We start from the raw sequence: 16507 nt of genomic DNA, 5'->3' as shown, positions 1-16507 counted from the left end.
ATTTTAATCCGTAAAGGGCAACAGACCCTAATATTAACGGCATTTATCGCCGCCACCTATGTAATACCAACCAGCGCCGAGTTATACTCGGCGTGTTTTGTTTTAATTAAGAGCAAGTATGTCTACACAATTACGAATTTTTAAAGCTGATGCGGCATTAAAATGGTTTAAAGCGGGTTGGCTAATTTTTAAAACTCAGCCATTAACTTTTATTTTTATGCATTTGTTTATTGGCATTGTTGGCTTGTTGTCGTTATTTTTACCGGTATTACAAATAGCTGCAGCATTGGCTACACCATTTTTAACCGCTGGTTTTTATCAAGCCGTGCTTACCAAGCAGCAGGGCGGAAAAATTATGTTAGCCGACATTTTGAAGCCCTTTTCAGCCAAAGGAAATCGGTTAGGCTTATTTCGCTTAGCGCTTTATCAAATGGGTGCCGGTATTTTAATTGCCTTGCTCGCCAATGGGTTATTTGCTGATGCAATGGCGGTTATGACACAGCCTGGCCTAGATCCAAACACCGCCGTTAGCCAAATGCTTGAGAGTATTTCGCTTGCTAACGTGGCATTGTTTTTAATTGCGCTCTCTATTTACTTTACTTCGTTTGCCTACGCAGTACCGCTGGTTTATTTTAATAAAGAGCAGCGTATTTTAAATGCCTTAAAAAGTTCGTTTATGGTGTTTTATTATAATATTTTACCATTAAGTGTTTATGGTATTATTTGCGCATTATTAATGGTGTTGTCGATGTTCTTATCGCTACTACCGCTGTTGATTTTAATGCCAATTTGCTACATTAGTTTCTTTGTATCTTATCAGGCTATTTTTATGCCCGTTGTGCCACCAAGTGATGACAGTAACATTAAGCCTTTAAGTAGCGAGCAAAGCGGACGCTTTGACGCTTAATGGATGATACGTTAAAACAAAAGTTAAAAAACTATGTGCTTTGGTTGCTTGGTCGGCAAGAGTATTCGCGCCGTGAGTTAACCCAAAAGTTACAGCAAAGAGAAGCAACCGACGAGTTCATAGAAAACCTGCTTGATTGGTGTGAAAAGCACAATTTTATTAACGAGCAGCGTTACTGTGAAGGGTTTGTCAGAAAACACATATTTAAATGCCATGGCTTAAAGCGAATTCAAAGTGAGGCCATGAGTAAAGGGATTGATAGAGCACTGCTTGAAACAGTGGTTGATGAGCTGGAAATAGATTGGTTTGAGCTCGCGCAGGAAGCGTACAACAAAAAATATTCAACGACACCGGCAGACCTCGAGTACAAAGAAAAAGCTAAGCGCGTGCGCTACTTAATGTATCGAGGTTTTAGCTATGATCAAATAAATTTTGCAATGCAAGCACAGTAAATACAGGTGAGACTTTCACATGCAGCACATGACTACCGCACAAATTAGGCAACAGTTTTTAGACTTTTTTGCCAGCAAACAACATCAAGTTGTTCCTTCTAGTTCGCTTATACCGGGTAACGATGCCACGTTGTTATTTAATAATGCCGGTATGGTGCAATTTAAAGATGTATTTTTAGGCGCCGAAAGCCGCCCTTATACACGCGCAACTAGCTCTCAGCGTTGTGTGCGTGCTGGAGGTAAACACAACGATTTAGAAAATGTTGGTTACACAGCACGTCACCATACCTTTTTCGAAATGCTAGGTAATTTCAGCTTTGGTGATTACTTTAAGCAAGATGCAATTAAATTTGCGTGGGAGTTTTTAACTGAAGTTGTAAAACTACCAAAAGAAAAGCTGTTAGTGACCATTTACCATGATGACGAAGAAGCCTTTGGCTACTGGGCTAACGATATAGGTTTACCTGAAGATCGTATTATTCGTATTGCAACGAGCGATAATTTTTGGTCTATGGGTGATACCGGCCCTTGTGGTCCATGTTCTGAAATATTTTATGATCACGGCGAGCACATTTGGGGTGGTCCTCCGGGCACTCCTGAAGAAGATGGCGACCGTTTCATTGAAATTTGGAACTTAGTATTTATGCAATACAACCGTCAAAGCGACGGGACTATGGAGCCACTTCCTAAGCAGTCTGTTGATACAGGTATGGGCCTTGAGCGTATTTCAGCTATTTTACAAGGTGTGCATTCAAACTACGAAATCGATTTATTCCAAGGCTTAATTGCCGCAGCTGCAAGCGTTACCAATGCACAAGATATGGATGATAAGTCGCTTCGCGTGGTGGCGGATCATATTCGTTCGTGTGCGTTTTTAATTTCAGATGGGGTTATGCCATCAAATGAAGGCCGTGGTTATGTATTGCGTCGTATTATTCGTCGTGCAGTACGTCACGGTAATAAGTTAGGTGCTAAAGGCGCGTTTTTCTATAAATTGGTTGCTGCACTTATTGAGCAAATGGGTCAAGCGTACCCAGAGCTTGCTAAGCAACAAGAAATTATTGAAAAAGTACTACGTATTGAAGAAGAGCAGTTTGGTAAAACGCTTGAGCGTGGTTTAGCTATTTTAGAAGAAAGCCTAAGTGATTTAACCGGGGATGTGATCCCAGGTGACTTAGTATTTAAGCTTTACGATACCTATGGTTTCCCTGCCGATTTAACAGCTGATGTAGCGCGTGAACGCCAAATGACCATTGATCATCAAGGTTTTGAAGCATGTATGGCAGTGCAACGTAAAACAGCACAGCAAGCGGGCAAATTTGGTGCAGATTATAATGAGCAATTAAAATCAGATAAGCACACTGATTTTAAAGGCTACGATAGTAATCATTACCGTGGCACTGTAGTAGAAATTTTTGCCGGTGGCGAATCTGTATCGTTATTAGAAGATGGCCAGAAAGGTATTATTGTTTTAGACCGTACTCCGTTTTACGCTGAATCAGGCGGCCAAATTGGTGATAGCGGAACAATTACTGTTGCCGGTGGTGAGTTTAATGTAACGAATACCACTAAATTGGGTAATGCTTTTGCTCATCATGGAACAGTACAAGGGCGTATTGGCGTTAACGATAAAGTGGATGCGACAATTGACGATGCGCGTCGTGAAAGCATTAAGAAAAATCACACAGCTACGCACATTTTACATGAAGCATTGCGTCAGCTTTTAGGTGAGCACGTATCGCAAAAAGGCTCACTTGTGCAGCCAGATCGTCTGCGTTTTGACTTCTCACATTTTGAAGCGGTGACCAAACAAGAACTGCGCGAAATTGAACGTGTAGTAAATGACGAAATTCGTCGTAACTTTGCACTTAATACTGAGCTAATGGCAATTGATGATGCTAAAGCAAAAGGTGCTATGGCATTGTTTGGCGAAAAGTACGATGACGAAGTACGTGTAGTAACCATAGGTGATTACTCAATTGAGCTTTGTGGTGGTACACACGTAGAGCGTGCAGGTGACATTGGTTTATTCAAAATTGTATCTGAAAGCGGTATTGCTGCCGGTGTTCGTCGTATTGAAGCGGTAACCGGTGCAGAAGCAATCGCTTATGTTAATGAACAAGAACAGCAATTAGCAGATGTTGCAGCACTTGTAAAAGGTGACAGTGCGTCAGTACTTGAAAAAGTAACTGCCTTACTTGAAAAGTCGAAAGGACTTGAAAAGCAAGTTGCCCAACTTAACGATAAACTAGCCAGTGCGGCAGGTGCATCGTTACTTGATTCAGTGGTTGAAATTAATGGAGTTAAATTGTTAGTTGCCAACGTTGAAGGAACTGAATCAAAAGCGCTTCGTGGCATGGTTGATGATCTTAAAAATAAGATTGGCTCAGGCGTTATTGCTTTAGGTGTTGCCAGCGGTGATAAAGTAAGCCTAATTGCGGGTGTAACTAAAGACTTAACCGGTAAAGTAAAAGCGGGTGAGTTAGTTAACCACATGGCAGGCCAAGTAGGTGGTAAAGGCGGCGGTCGTCCAGATATGGCGCAAGCGGGTGGTTCTGAGCCACAAAACTTAACTGCAGCACTTGATAGTGTAACAGCTTGGTTAACTGAGCGTACTTAAGCTTAAGTGGCACTTATAGTTCAAAAATTTGGCGGCACTTCGGTAGGCTCAATAGAGCGTATTGAAGCGGTCGCCGACCTTGTTGTTAAAACTAAGCAACAAGGCCACCAAGTGGTGGTGGTGCTTTCGGCAATGTCGGGAGAAACCAATCGCTTAATTAATCTTGCCAAACAAATCGACTCTCGCCCGAGTAGTCGTGAACTCGATGTATTACTCAGTACCGGTGAACAAGTCTCTATAGCTTTATTAGCGATGGCGATTATTAAACGCGGACATTCTGCGGTAAGCTTGTTAGCCGATCAGGTGAATATATTAACCGATAACATGTTCGGTAAAGCCCGTGTAGAAGACGTGGCTGCAACGCGCTTAAAACATGAACTTGAACATAACCGTATTGCTATTATTGCCGGCTTTCAGGGGCGCGATATTGAGGGCAACGTGACCACGCTTGGGCGTGGTGGCACCGATACCTCTGCGGTTGAAATAGCGGGTGCAATAAAAGCGGATGAATGTCAGATCTATACTGATGTTGATGGCGTATATACAACAGATCCTCGTATTGAACCTAATGCACGACGTTTAAGCCATGTAACCTTTGCCGAAATGCTTGAGCTGGCTAGTTTAGGTGCTAAAGTGCTACATATTCGCTCTGTAGAGTCGGCTGGCAAGCACAATGTACCATTAAGAGTGTTATCTAGCTTTAAACCTGATGAAGGTACATTAATTAGTTTTGAGGAGAGCGATGTGGCGAGTAACGTTGTGTCGGGTATTGCATTTAATCGAGACGAGTGTTTGATTAAGGTACATGGAGTACCGCAAGGCACTAAAGCGCTTGCAAAAATTTTGAAACTTTTTGCAGATAATGGCATCGAAATAGATATGATTAATCAAATTAATCATAAAGTTGAAAAAGTCGACTATGCTTTTACTGTGCATTTAAATGATTATTTAAACGCACTTGATTTGTTAACGGCTGAGCAACAGCAATTTGACGCACAGGCAATTGACGGATTAACTAATGTGGCGAAAGTGTCAGCTGTAGGTATGGGGATGAAATCTCATTCTGGGGTAGCGAGTTTATTTTTTGATTCGTTAGCACAAGAGAATATTGATGTGATGTTTGTTTCAACCTCAGAGATAAAGATTTCAGTTTTAATAGATGAAAAATACCTCGAGCTGGCTGTTCGTGCATTACATAAGACATTTTTAACAGAAAATGAATAGATTGAGAGTTTTTACTTACTTTTTAGTCTAATTTTAATTAAAATGTGTGTGCGGAATCTTATAATTTTATTGGAACATGGGAGCAAGAGAATGCTAATACTAACTCGTAGAGTAGGCGAGACCCTGATGATTGGTGACGAAGTAACCGTTACTGTTCTGGGTGTTAAAGGAAATCAAGTTCGTATCGGTGTTAACGCACCTAAAGACGTATCAGTTCATCGTGAAGAAATTTACATGCGCATACAAGCTGAAAAGTCTAACCCTAATCCGGGCAATGCTTAATCAACATAGTATAAAATGTGCTAGTTAATAACTATGACATTTGTAAAAGCCACTCATTGAGTGGCTTTTTTGTGTATAAAATCAATCGTTTCTTCGTCGAGTATTGCCTTAGAAATGTATTGCATACCGCTTTTACTTTTTAACAATAGGCCGCAATCTGTAGTAATCACTTCATTAATGTCGTGCCAAGCTAACTGGTAATTCTTGTAATGATTGGTTGATTTTATTCCGTCCTCGTCGAAGGTGAGAGTGACTTCAGAACCAGATGCTCTGCTAAGCATTTGCCTTGTTACCCACCAAGGACGACGATAATAAAAGGCAATACATTCGAGTAAAGCTAACATAAGCAAGAATGTACCAAGGTAATGATCGCCTAAACCATAAATGCCAAATAACCCTAAAACCACAAGTAGCGCCAATAAAAAGTATTTAGGTTGTGCACGCTTACTATAAGGCAGCGATTGGTCGAAGCATTCATAAAAATAAGGTTTATCGAGTTTATAAGTTGTTGTAAAGACCATGTGTTTGCACTTAAAAGCTATTTTTTATTATTTTAGCCTAATGCGCAGCTTAAAAGGGGAAATGACTAGAAACTATTTATATTTTAGGCATAAAAAAACGACCCGTAGGTCGTTTCTTAGCTAAATAAATAATATTAGCAATTTGTCTCTTCGGCATTAACGCCTTCTTTTACTTCTTCACAGGTATCTTCTACCTTGTTTTGAACATCTGTCACGGCTTCGTCAATACGCTCACCGGCTTCTTCTGCATGATTGTCTTCACAACCCATAATAAATGCACTTGCGAATAGACCAATAGCTGCTGCTTTAAGTGTTGATGATTTCATAATGTAATTCCTTGTATATAAATTTAAAAAGAGAGTTCGTTGTTTCTTATCTACCTGGGGCTTTTACCACGTAAAGCGCCTGAGACAAGTGAAATAACCAGTAAAACTAAAAAGATAAAAAATATGATCTTAGCAATTCCTGCTGCGGCTCCTGCAATACCACCAAATCCTAAAACGGCTGCGATTAGTGCGATCACCAAAAATGTAATTGTCCAGCGTAACATTGTCATCTCCTTGATTTATCTAAGTGTTAAAGTGTTGTTTTTATATAAGCGAGTAATGTGCCAGTATTTTATTTTGTTTTAAATCAATTGCTTATTTTGGTTTTTCGCGATTGGCTTTATATTGAGTTGGTAATTTTTACGATCTTATCGGTAACTTATTCACAGTTGTCTCTGATGAGATAATAAATAGTTGTTGCTGCTCTTTGCTTTGGTAAGACCAATTAACATTTGTTTTGAAGGTTATTAGTGGGTTAGTACAATAGGTTTGTTTTATATGTGTTTTTACAAAGTATTAGTGTTTTTATATATTCTTTGTTTATAACGAACATTTTTAGCATCTATATATCTGGGTTAAATAAGCTATTTTAGGTGGTGTTAACCTTATTGGTGATATGTTACTTTTAGATTAATTGGTTTTACCAATTTACAACGTGTAGACAAAAGAATAGTTTTTGTTACTGTTGGTGAATAGTTATTTAAATAAACCGATTTTTTATGTATTTGGTTTTAAACAGGGGAGAATTATGGATATAGGGGCTTTACTCACAACTGCAGGCAATTTAATGCTAACAGGCATGGTGGGTGTGTTTGTATTTCTTTCTTTATTGATTGGTGCAGTGACACTCATGTCTAAGCTGGCTAGCAAGTTTTCTCAGCCAGAACTAGAAGCATCACAGAGAACACCATCTTTTAAATCTCAAGGTGTGCCAAATGAGCACATCGCTGCAATTAGTGCTGCCATTGCTCAGTACAAAACAAATAATAATTAGAGGAGCATACCAATGGCTAAATTAAAAATAACAGAACTCGTACTTCGTGACGCACATCAGTCGCTCTTAGCTACCCGCATGCGATTAGACGACATGTTACCTATTGCAAAAAAAATTGATGACGCAGGTTATTGGTCTATAGAATCTTGGGGTGGAGCTACCTTTGATTCATGTATTCGTTATTTAGGTGAAGATCCATGGGAGCGTATTCGCGCGCTTAAAAAAGCGATGCCAAATACACCACAGCAAATGCTACTTCGTGGTCAGAACTTATTGGGATATCGCCATTATGCTGATGATGTGGTTGAGAAGTTTGTTGAGCGCGCCCACAAAAATGGCGTAGACGTATTTCGTATTTTTGATGCCATGAATGATGTACGTAACTTAGAAACTGCCATAAAAGCGGCGGTTAAAGTAGGGGCACATGCGCAAGGTACAATTTCTTACACAGTAAGCCCTGTACATACATTAGATATGTGGTTAACACTTGCTAAGCAGCTTGAAGAATTGGGTTGTCATTCAATTTGTATTAAAGATATGGCGGGATTGCTTAAGCCTTACGATGCAGAAGAACTCATTAAAGCGTTAAAAGAAACGGTTTCCATACCTATTGCAATGCAATGCCATGCAACAACGGGTTTAAGCACCGCTACTTATCAAAAAGCGATTGATGCCGGCATTGATATGCTCGACACAGCTGTATCGTCTATGAGCATGACTTATGGCCATTCAGCAACTGAAACAATTGCTGCAATCGTTGAAGGGACCGAGCGTGATACCGGGCTTGATTTAAACCACCTAGAAGAAATTGCCGCTTACTTTAGAGACGTACGTAAAAAGTACGCTGCGTTTGAAGGCAGCTTAAAAGGTGTCGATGGCCGAATTTTATTAGCCCAAGTGCCAGGTGGTATGTTAACTAACATGGAAAACCAGCTTAAAGAGCAAGGTGCTGCTGATAAACTAAACGAAGTGCTACTTGAAATTCCACGAGTACGTGAAGATTTAGGCTTTATTCCACTCGTTACACCTACCTCACAAATTGTTGGTACTCAAGCGGTATTAAATGTACTCACTGGTGAGCGTTATAAAACCATTACCAAAGAAACTGCTGGCGTATTAAAAGGTGAATATGGTTCAACACCTGCACCAATGAATAAAGAGCTTCAAGAGCGCGTACTTGATGGCAGTGAAGCAATTACCTGTCGCCCTGCAGATATTATTAAACCTGAACTTGAAACTTTAGAAGCTGAGTTAAGCAAGCTTGCGCAGGAGCAAGGGCTAACTTTAGCCGATGAGCAAATTGATGATGTGCTTACCTATGCATTATTTCCACAGATTGGTTTGAAATTTATTAAAAACCGTAACAATCCTGATGCATTTGAGCCTGTTCCTAGCGCTGATGATAACGCCAATAAAGCACCTGAAAAATCAGCGGCAAACAATAAAAGCGTTAAGGCAGAGCAATACAGCGTTAAAGTAGACGGTAAAGTATACGATGTCGTGGTTGCTCAAGGTGGTGAGCTTAAAGAGGTGACGTTAAAAGACTCAGAGCATATTCCACAGTCAGCATCGGTTGCCTCGGGTGAAACTCTAAATGCACCATTGGCCGGTAATATTTTTAAAATTAAAGTAAAACCCGGTCAGGTAGTCAATGAAGGTGATGTGGTAATTATTATGGAAGCCATGAAAATGGAAACCGAAGTACGCGCCATGCATACCGGTACGATTGCTGAGGTGCTTGTTTCTGAGGGCGATTCAGTGTCAACCGGCGATGCAATGATTGCACTAGCTTAAGGAGTAAATAGAGGATGGATGGTATTTTAAACCTCTGGCATGCCACAGGCATTGCTAACTTTACATTTCCTGGGCTGATCATGATTGCCGTTGGTTGTTTGCTATTATTTTTAGCAATTGCCAAAAACTTTGAGCCGTTATTGCTACTGCCCATTGGTTTCGGAGCTATTTTAACTAATATTCCAGTAGCTGGTTTATCAGATCCAGGTGGCTTACTTTACTATGTTTATTATGTTGGTATTGATACCGGTATTTTTCCGCTATTAATATTTATGGGAGTGGGGGCCTTAACTGATTTTAGTGCCCTGATTGCCAACCCGCGTATGTTGCTATTAGGTGCGGCAGCGCAGTTTGGTATTTTTGCGACGTTATTTGGCGCTATTTTACTTAACTTTATTCCGGGATTTGAATTTAGCTTACAAGATGCTTCTGCAATTGCGATTATTGGTGGTGCAGATGGGCCAACCGCTATCTTTTTAGCGTCAAAGCTGGCCCCAGATTTACTGGGCGCTATAGCGGTGGCTGCGTACTCGTACATGGCGTTGGTTCCTATTATTCAGCCACCTATCATGCGTGCGTTTACCACACCTGAAGAACGCAAAATTCAAATGCCAGAACTGCGTAAAGTATCTAAAAAGGAAAAAATTATTTTCCCACTGATGGTGCTTACCTTAACGGCTATATTCTTACCTGCGGCAACTCCGCTGGTTGGCATGTTCTGTTTAGGTAACTTAATGCGTGAGTCGGGTGTAGTTGATAGGCTCAGCAACAGTGCGCAAAACGAAATCATTAATATCACCACTATATTTCTAGGACTTGCAGTGGGCTCTAAACTTGCTGCCGAGCAGTTCTTAACAGTAGAAACTATTGGTATTTTGGTACTGGGTGCACTGGCGTTTGCTATTGGTACAGCCTCAGGTGTATTTATGGCTAAAGGCTTAAATAAGATATCAAAAACCCCCATAAACCCATTAATTGGTGCTGCGGGTGTATCCGCTGTGCCTATGGCAGCACGTGTTGTTAATAAGGTTGGGCTTGAAAATAACCCGCATAACTTCTTATTAATGCATGCCATGGGGCCTAATGTTGCAGGGGTGCTTGGTAGTGCTGTTGCGGCAGGTATTTTACTCGCTCTTGTGGGTTAAATATAATTTAGACTCAACCTATTAGCGCAGTTTACTGCGCTTTTTTTTGAATAAAATTCACTGTTTTGGCTTAAGCGGTTTCTTGTACAGAGTTTTTTGTTTACAGTAGCTATTCTTCATATAAATTCTTAAAGGTTACTGGTATGCATCATACTCCGCTGGCAAAATATCTCCCGAATGTAAGCAAACTTGTTTTTGGCTGTATGGGTTTGGGAGGCGCATGGAATAAAGATGCGATTACCAGTGCGCATTTACAACAAACTCATTCATGCATAGATGCCGCCATTGAAGGCGGAGTTAATTTTTTCGATCATGCTGATATTTATACTTTAGGCAAAGCCGAACATGTTTTTGGTCAAGCTCTGGCTGAGCGACCAGAACTTAGAGAGAAAATGTATATTCAGTCTAAGTGTGGTATTCGCTTTGCTGATGATAAAAACCCACAACGTTATGACTTTTCAGCTGATTGGATTGAGCGCTCAGTAGAGGGCTCATTAAAGCGATTAAATACCGAATATTTAGATATACTTATGCTGCATCGCCCAGATCCTTTAATGGAAGTAGAGGAAGTTGCACAAGTATTTAGTTGTTTAAAAGAAAGTGGCAAAGTGCGTCATTTTGCGGTGTCTAATATGTCGCAATATCAAATACGGTTTTTGCAACGCGCTTTAGATATGCCGATTGTGGCAAATCAAATCGAAGCGAGTTTACAAAAACATCAATGGGTTGATGAAGGCGTTTATGTGGGTAATGCCGATGGCAAGGATATTAACTTTACCCCAGGCAATATTGAATATTGCCGTGAGCATGAAATTCAGATTCAAAGTTGGGGCAGTTTATGCCAAGGCTTATACTCTGGTGGTGATTTATCAAAGGCCTCGCCTGCAGATATTAATACCAGTATTTTAGTCAGTAAGCTTGCCATACTTTATGGTACAACAGCAGAAGCTATCGTATTAGCATGGTTGTTGCGCCACCCAGCATCAATTCAACCAATTATTGGTACCACTAATATAGAGCGTATAAAAGCATCCTGTGATGCGGTTAATGTTAACTTAAGTCGTGAGCATTGGTATGAGCTATATATCAGCGCGAAAGGCTGCGCTTTACCATAACCTAGTGAAGGGTGATGATATGAACATATTTGTTATTTTAATTAGCTTAGTCATTGCTTTGGTGATCATTATTCCGTTACTGGAAAAATACCAAAGTAAAATAGGGCTTGAGAGCGCTACTAAATATAGTAAGTATATTTGGCCACTGGTGATGATCTCTTTGGTTGTGCAGCTTATTTATGTGCTCGTAAATTAACTCTGAAATTTAGCACCAAGCAGCTTAGATACAATGGGTAATTCGTGAAACTATTCAAATATCTATGCTGGTTGGTATAATCATCACATACAAAAAAGCCTTTGCGGGTTATCCCTGCAAAGGCTTTTTTATTTAATCATTAAACTCTTTATTTAAGTGCCAACTGAAGTTCTCTGTTACGCTCAAGTTGCGCAATAAAGTTATCAGCAATAGGCTTAAACTTAGCAAGCTCTGAGCGTGGTAATGGCTCAGATTTAGGTAGTTTCACAGTTTTGGGATTACGATGAACACCGTTAACTAAAAACTCATAATGTAAATGTGCCCCAGTTACTCGACCTGTTGAGCCTACAGTACCAATTTTCTCACCTTGTTTGATTTTTTGCCCTGTTCTAACTAGGCGTTTGTTAAGGTGTAAGTACTTAGTAACGTATTGTGTACCGTGGCTTATAAATACGTAATTACCGTTATATTTACTGTAGCCCGCTTTGATAACTTTACCATTACCTGATGATACAACAGGCGTGCCTGTACGCGCAGCGTAGTCAATACCTCGGTGTGCTTTTACTTGTCCTGTAACAGGGTGTAAGCGGCGAGGATTAAAGCTTGAGCTAATATATTTAAAGTTAACAGGTGCACGTAAGAAGGCTTTTTTCATACTACGCCCTTCAGGGGTATAAAAATTACCGTCTGTGTGTCGAATTGCTGTGTAACGTTCGCCTTGGTTTATAAATTCTGCGGCAATAATTTTACCGGTGCCAATAAATTCACCGTCAACAAAATGAGATTCATATATTAAGCCAAATTCATCACCTTTACGGATGTCATTTGCAAAATCCACGTCCCAACCAAATATATCGGCAAAGTTCATGATTTGGCGTTCACTTAAACCTGCAGCGATCGCTGACGTCCAAAAACTGCTAGAAATTTCCCCTCCGGCGGTTTTGCTAAGTGTTTCTATTTCTTTGCTGTCAATTGAAGTATCGTATTGGCCTTCGTCATTAAGGGTGACATATAAGGTATCTGTTTTAGATATAACGTAACGTAACTGAGCCAACGAACCATCTTTTGCAGTAGCAAAGCTTAGTGTTTCACCTGGATGAATTTTGGTAAGCTTGCGTGTTTCAGCATTTGTGTTAACCAGTTTGTAAAGCGTTTGCGCAGAAAAACCAGCGCGCTTAAAAATGTTCGCTAAATTGTCACCATTTTTAACAAGGTGATCGACAAAATCATATTCTGGAAGTTTTTGCGCTGCATGCTCTGAATTTAAGTCGGTGAGTTTTTCGTTTTCACCTACTTTTATTTGTAATTCGTAACGCTTACCAATTTCTAGCGTGTTCTCGCTATTGTCTTTGGATGCAGTGGCTTTTTCAGAAGGTAAAAAGGCTAAGGCAACAATAGCAGAAACCAAACCTAGAATAAGCATTTTGTGTTTTTTGGGGAGCGTGTTAACCACGTGGACCATAACGTGCCTTTTTCTGCTGTCAAGATAATAAATAGATTATATTGCAGGATATAACGAATAATCTATGAATACTAGTATTTTGTAGATTTAAACTCGCGTTAAATTAAGCTAAAATCATAGGGTATTCAGGCTGTTTGTGTTTAAAGTTGAATAACAGCACTATTTTATATCCTTGGATACTTTGCTTTTTCATCGTAATGTTAAATTAGCTTTTAAAACGATTTAATAGCGAGAAGTGATTAATTTATAAACTGTTTTTTGGGCTTTTATAAACACCTTTAGTGTATTATTAATCGCTCTTTTATATCCCATTTTAGAACGTACGCCCTGCATTTTAGTTGGTGCAGCGATTAGTTAAAAAAGTTGTTCTAATTAAGTGGAAATTTGTTATGTTAGCTAAATAGTTTTATTTGTTTTGTTAAAACGCGCTAGCAATAAATCGTGAGCATATACACCCCCTTCGTTGTCAGAATTTTTTGGAGTAACACACAGTGGATTTACAAACCGCTCTAGCAGAGATAAAACGCGGTGCAGAAGAGATATTAATTGAAGATGAGTTGGTTGAAAAATTAAAGTCGGGGAAAAAGCTAAAAATTAAAGCTGGTTTCGATCCTACGGCTCCAGATTTGCACCTAGGTCACACTGTACTAATTAATAAAATGAAAACCTTTCAAGATTTAGGTCATGAGGTTATTTTCTTAATTGGTGACTTTACCGGTATGATAGGCGATCCAACGGGCAAAAATGTTACCCGTAAGCCACTGACTCGTGATGATGTGCTTGCTAATGCTGAAACCTATAAAGAACAGGTTTTCAAAATTTTAGACCCAGCTAAAACAACTGTTGCTTTTAACTCTACGTGGATGGAGAAGTTGGGCGCGGCTGGAATGATAAAATTGGCAGCGCGCCAAACTGTGGCACGCATGCTTGAGCGTGATGACTTTAAAAAGCGCTATGCTGGCGGTCAATCTATCGCAATCCATGAGTTTTTATATCCACTAGTACAGGGTTGGGATTCAGTTGCACTTGAGTCTGATGTTGAGCTAGGCGGCACCGATCAACGCTTTAACCTATTAATGGGTCGTGAGCTGCAAAAAGATGAAGGTCAAAAACCTCAAACCGTACTAATGATGCCTTTACTTGAAGGGACTGATGGCGTTCAGAAAATGTCAAAGTCACTAGGAAACTACATAGGTATTACTGATACGCCTAGCGACATGTTTGGTAAAATCATGTCAATTAGTGATGTACTAATGTGGCGTTACTATGACTTGCTAAGTAGCCTTTCTATTGAGCAAATTGCAGCGCAAAAACAGCGTGTAGAGCAAGGCACTAACCCTCGCGATATTAAGATTGAATTAGCGAAAGAGTTAATTGCACGTTTCCATAGCGAAGCCGATGCGCAAGCTGCTCATGATGACTTTATTCAGCGCTTTCAGAAAAAAGCACTACCTGATGAAATTCCAGAGCTGACAGTTAACATTGATGAAGACACTATTCTAATAGCTAACTTGCTAAAAGAAGCTGGCTTAGTGGCGAGTACTTCAGAGGCCATGCGTATGATCAAACAAGGCGCAGTAAAGCTTAACGGCGAAGAAAAAATTACCGATACCAAATTGGAAGTAGCAAAAGGAACAACCGCTATTTACCAAGTAGGTAAACGTAAGTTTGCAAATATTACTGTAGCCTAAAGCTACATAGAGTATAAAAACCAGCTTCGGCTGGTTTTTTTATAACTGATCAAAAAGTTAGAACAGCCCTAATAATTTCAACGCTAACAATAATTAGTAGCCAAAAAAAACGGGCTTGATTTAGGGTGTTGAGTAGCTTTGGCACATCATCAGCACTTGGCAAGCGTTCTACTCCGACCCGCATTTTATTGAAACGCTGCTTAATATAAATAGCAGGCCCACCAAGTTGCACCCCTAAAGATGCTGAGCACACACTGAGTAACCAGCCCGTATTGGTTTGATAAAAATGGCGGCCATAATGCTTAATATAATGCATGCTTTTCTTACTGGCTTTAAGTGAAGCTATTGTCAGCGCGAGTAACCGCATGGGAATGTATTCAATAATAAAAAGAATTAGTTTAAGCGGCTTCAAAAAAGAGCTGTCGGGAGCTATATCAGTGCGCCATGCTTGTTGGATTAAGGTAAGCAAACGGTAGGCGAGAGTAGCAATGGGGCCTAATAGTAAAAAAATGAAAATTACCACAAAATAATGACGGGCCGTTCTTAGTATGACACTTTCCATAACCGCTTTAATAATCCCTGGGTTTGAAAGTGCCTTAACTTCACGGGCTACTAGTGGTTTTAATAATTCTCGAGCAGTTGATTTTTGATTTTTTTTGGTCAATTTCGCAATACGTATCGCTTTTTTATTTATGCTACTGCTTTCTAGGCATAAGTATAAAATAAGACCGGATAGTAGTTCGGGGTAAAAGGCAAACTCCAGCAGCAAAACGACAATAATCATAATCACAGTTAGAACAAGTGTGCTTGCTAATGAAGCGGCTAAATAATGATATTGTTTGCTGTCTGTTTTTTTATAAACACGCTGGCCAATTGCGTTAAAAATTGCAGAAAGTATATGGTTAGGGTGATACCAGCTAACTAAAGGTAAAAAGCGCTCAGCTAGGAGCGCACAAATAAATACAATAAAGTCCAAATGATTTTGAACAATATTATTGAGCATTTACAGCGTAACCGCCGTTAACTTTTCTAGTAATGCCACAACCATTTTTGATGAATTAATAGAGGCTGTTTCTAAGTACTCTTCAAATGATTGCGGTGACTCTTTGCCAGCAATATCAGACATTGAGCGAATAACAACAAATGGTGTGTTAAGTGCAAAACACGTTTGTGCAATTGACGCACCTTCCATTTCTACTGCTAGCATTGTAGGGAAGTCATTGCGTGCTTTTTCAATGCGAACAGGGTCACACATAAATGAGTCACCAGTACAAATTAAACCAACAAGCGTTTTTACTTCGCTAATTTGTGCAATTGTTTGCTCGGCGGCTTCTACTAGTTTAGGGTGCGCTGCAAAGCCTGCTGGCATTTGTGGTACTTGGCCAATTTCGTAACCAAATGCGGTTACATCTACATCGTGATGACGAACCTCTGATGAAATTACCACGTCGCCAACGTTAAGCGAAGGATCGAAACCACCGGCAGAGCCTGTGTTAATAACACAATCAGGTTTAAAGTTATCGATAAGTAAAGTGGTTGCAATAGTTGAAGCGACTTTACCAATGCCTGATTGCACTAAAGTAACAGTATTACCTGCAAGCTCACCAGTATAAAACGTAAAGCCTGCTTTGGTTAAAACCTGTGGATTTTGCATCGCTTCGCGCAAAATTTTAACTTCTGGCTCCATGGCGCCAATAATACCAACATTCATAGTGTTAAATTCCTAAATTTGAATAGGCTGATTATACGTGAAGTCTGCTATAAAAAACAAAAAAGCG

The 16507-nt window shown here is 39.9% G+C and carries 17 protein-coding genes; 11 read left to right on the top strand and 6 right to left on the bottom strand.

The annotated features are described in order from the left end of the window. Positions 1–118 precede the first annotated feature (118 nt). The 5 genes from CWB75_RS13440 (at position 119) to csrA (ending at position 5485) form a co-directional block, all read left to right on the top strand. On the top strand, positions 119–907 hold the full coding sequence (locus CWB75_RS13440; RefSeq protein ID WP_010390805.1) for a BPSS1780 family membrane protein: 789 nt from the start codon (positions 119–121) through the stop codon (positions 905–907). After that, positions 907–1359, top strand: a complete 453-nt coding sequence (locus tag CWB75_RS13435; RefSeq protein ID WP_010390806.1) for a regulatory protein RecX — start codon at positions 907–909, stop codon at positions 1357–1359. The genes CWB75_RS13440 and CWB75_RS13435 overlap by 1 nt, the downstream gene beginning before the upstream one ends. A 19-nt stretch (positions 1360–1378) precedes the next feature. Continuing rightward, entirely contained in the window at positions 1379–3979 is a 2601-nt protein-coding gene (alaS, locus tag CWB75_RS13430; RefSeq protein WP_138570918.1) for an alanine--tRNA ligase, read from the top strand. A gap of 6 nt (positions 3980–3985) precedes the next feature. Further along, a complete protein-coding gene (locus CWB75_RS13425) occupies positions 3986–5203 on the top strand; it encodes an aspartate kinase (protein WP_055013358.1) in 1218 nt (405 codons plus the stop codon). A 90-nt stretch (positions 5204–5293) separates the two neighbouring features. Beyond that, on the top strand, positions 5294–5485 hold the full coding sequence (csrA, locus tag CWB75_RS13420; protein WP_004587515.1) for a carbon storage regulator CsrA: 192 nt from the start codon (positions 5294–5296) through the stop codon (positions 5483–5485). 53 nt (positions 5486–5538) lie between these two features. Here the strand turns inward: csrA and CWB75_RS13415 are convergent, their stop codons facing one another. The 3 genes from CWB75_RS13415 to CWB75_RS13405 all read right to left on the bottom strand — a co-directional run bounded on the left by CWB75_RS13415 (position 5539) and on the right by CWB75_RS13405 (position 6556). After that, positions 5539–6006 carry a YcxB family protein gene (locus CWB75_RS13415; RefSeq protein ID WP_010390812.1) on the bottom strand — a complete coding sequence of 156 codons (468 nt, stop codon included), beginning with the start codon at positions 6004–6006 and terminating at the stop codon, positions 5539–5541. A gap of 134 nt (positions 6007–6140) precedes the next feature. Next, positions 6141–6332: a hypothetical protein gene (locus CWB75_RS13410; protein WP_008115136.1), complete on the bottom strand. Its 192-nt coding sequence runs from the start codon at positions 6330–6332 to the stop codon at positions 6141–6143. Positions 6333–6382: 50 nt separating this feature from the next. Next, the gene (locus CWB75_RS13405) at positions 6383–6556 is read right to left on the bottom strand and encodes a DUF1328 domain-containing protein (RefSeq protein ID WP_002961939.1); all 174 of its coding nucleotides are present in this window, start codon (positions 6554–6556) and stop codon (positions 6383–6385) included. 524 nt (positions 6557–7080) lie between these two features. On the opposite strand from CWB75_RS13405, the gene CWB75_RS13400 reads away from it, so the two are divergent. The 5 genes from CWB75_RS13400 to CWB75_RS19095 all read left to right on the top strand — a co-directional run bounded on the left by CWB75_RS13400 (position 7081) and on the right by CWB75_RS19095 (position 11576). Beyond that, positions 7081–7326 carry an OadG family protein gene (locus tag CWB75_RS13400; RefSeq protein ID WP_010390814.1) on the top strand — a complete coding sequence of 82 codons (246 nt, stop codon included), beginning with the start codon at positions 7081–7083 and terminating at the stop codon, positions 7324–7326. A gap of 12 nt (positions 7327–7338) precedes the next feature. Further along, positions 7339–9120, top strand: a complete 1782-nt coding sequence (oadA, locus tag CWB75_RS13395) for a sodium-extruding oxaloacetate decarboxylase subunit alpha (protein WP_010390815.1) — start codon at positions 7339–7341, stop codon at positions 9118–9120. Between the two features lie 14 nt (positions 9121–9134). Beyond that, positions 9135–10265, top strand: coding sequence for a sodium ion-translocating decarboxylase subunit beta (locus tag CWB75_RS13390; protein WP_138570917.1), 1131 nt, complete (start codon positions 9135–9137; stop codon positions 10263–10265). 143 nt (positions 10266–10408) lie between these two features. Next, positions 10409–11380, top strand: coding sequence for an aldo/keto reductase (locus CWB75_RS13385; protein ID WP_138570916.1), 972 nt, complete (start codon positions 10409–10411; stop codon positions 11378–11380). Between the two features lie 19 nt (positions 11381–11399). Further along, the gene (locus tag CWB75_RS19095) at positions 11400–11576 is read left to right on the top strand and encodes a hypothetical protein (RefSeq protein ID WP_171039121.1); all 177 of its coding nucleotides are present in this window, start codon (positions 11400–11402) and stop codon (positions 11574–11576) included. Between the two features lie 148 nt (positions 11577–11724). Here CWB75_RS19095 and CWB75_RS13380 read toward each other — a convergent pair whose 3' ends face one another. Further along, entirely contained in the window at positions 11725–13038 is a 1314-nt protein-coding gene (locus CWB75_RS13380) for a peptidoglycan DD-metalloendopeptidase family protein (RefSeq protein ID WP_010390821.1), read from the bottom strand. A 491-nt stretch (positions 13039–13529) separates the two neighbouring features. Between CWB75_RS13380 and tyrS the strand changes: the two genes are divergently transcribed. Next, positions 13530–14729, top strand: coding sequence for a tyrosine--tRNA ligase (gene tyrS / locus CWB75_RS13375; RefSeq protein ID WP_010390824.1), 1200 nt, complete (start codon positions 13530–13532; stop codon positions 14727–14729). 49 nt (positions 14730–14778) lie between these two features. On the opposite strand, the gene CWB75_RS13370 is transcribed toward tyrS, so the two are convergent. Continuing rightward, complete coding sequence (locus CWB75_RS13370; RefSeq protein WP_138570915.1) at positions 14779–15732, bottom strand: cobalamin biosynthesis protein CobD/CbiB; 954 nt, start codon at positions 15730–15732, stop codon at positions 14779–14781. Further along, complete coding sequence (mtnN, locus tag CWB75_RS13365; RefSeq protein WP_010390828.1) at positions 15733–16440, bottom strand: 5'-methylthioadenosine/S-adenosylhomocysteine nucleosidase; 708 nt, start codon at positions 16438–16440, stop codon at positions 15733–15735. Positions 16441–16507 lie beyond the last annotated feature (67 nt).

The sequence above is a fragment of the Pseudoalteromonas sp. S1608 genome (assembly GCF_005887265.1).
In the GTDB taxonomy this organism is placed as follows: domain Bacteria; phylum Pseudomonadota; class Gammaproteobacteria; order Enterobacterales; family Alteromonadaceae; genus Pseudoalteromonas; species Pseudoalteromonas undina.
This window is presented reverse-complemented; position numbering and strand designations above follow the sequence as displayed.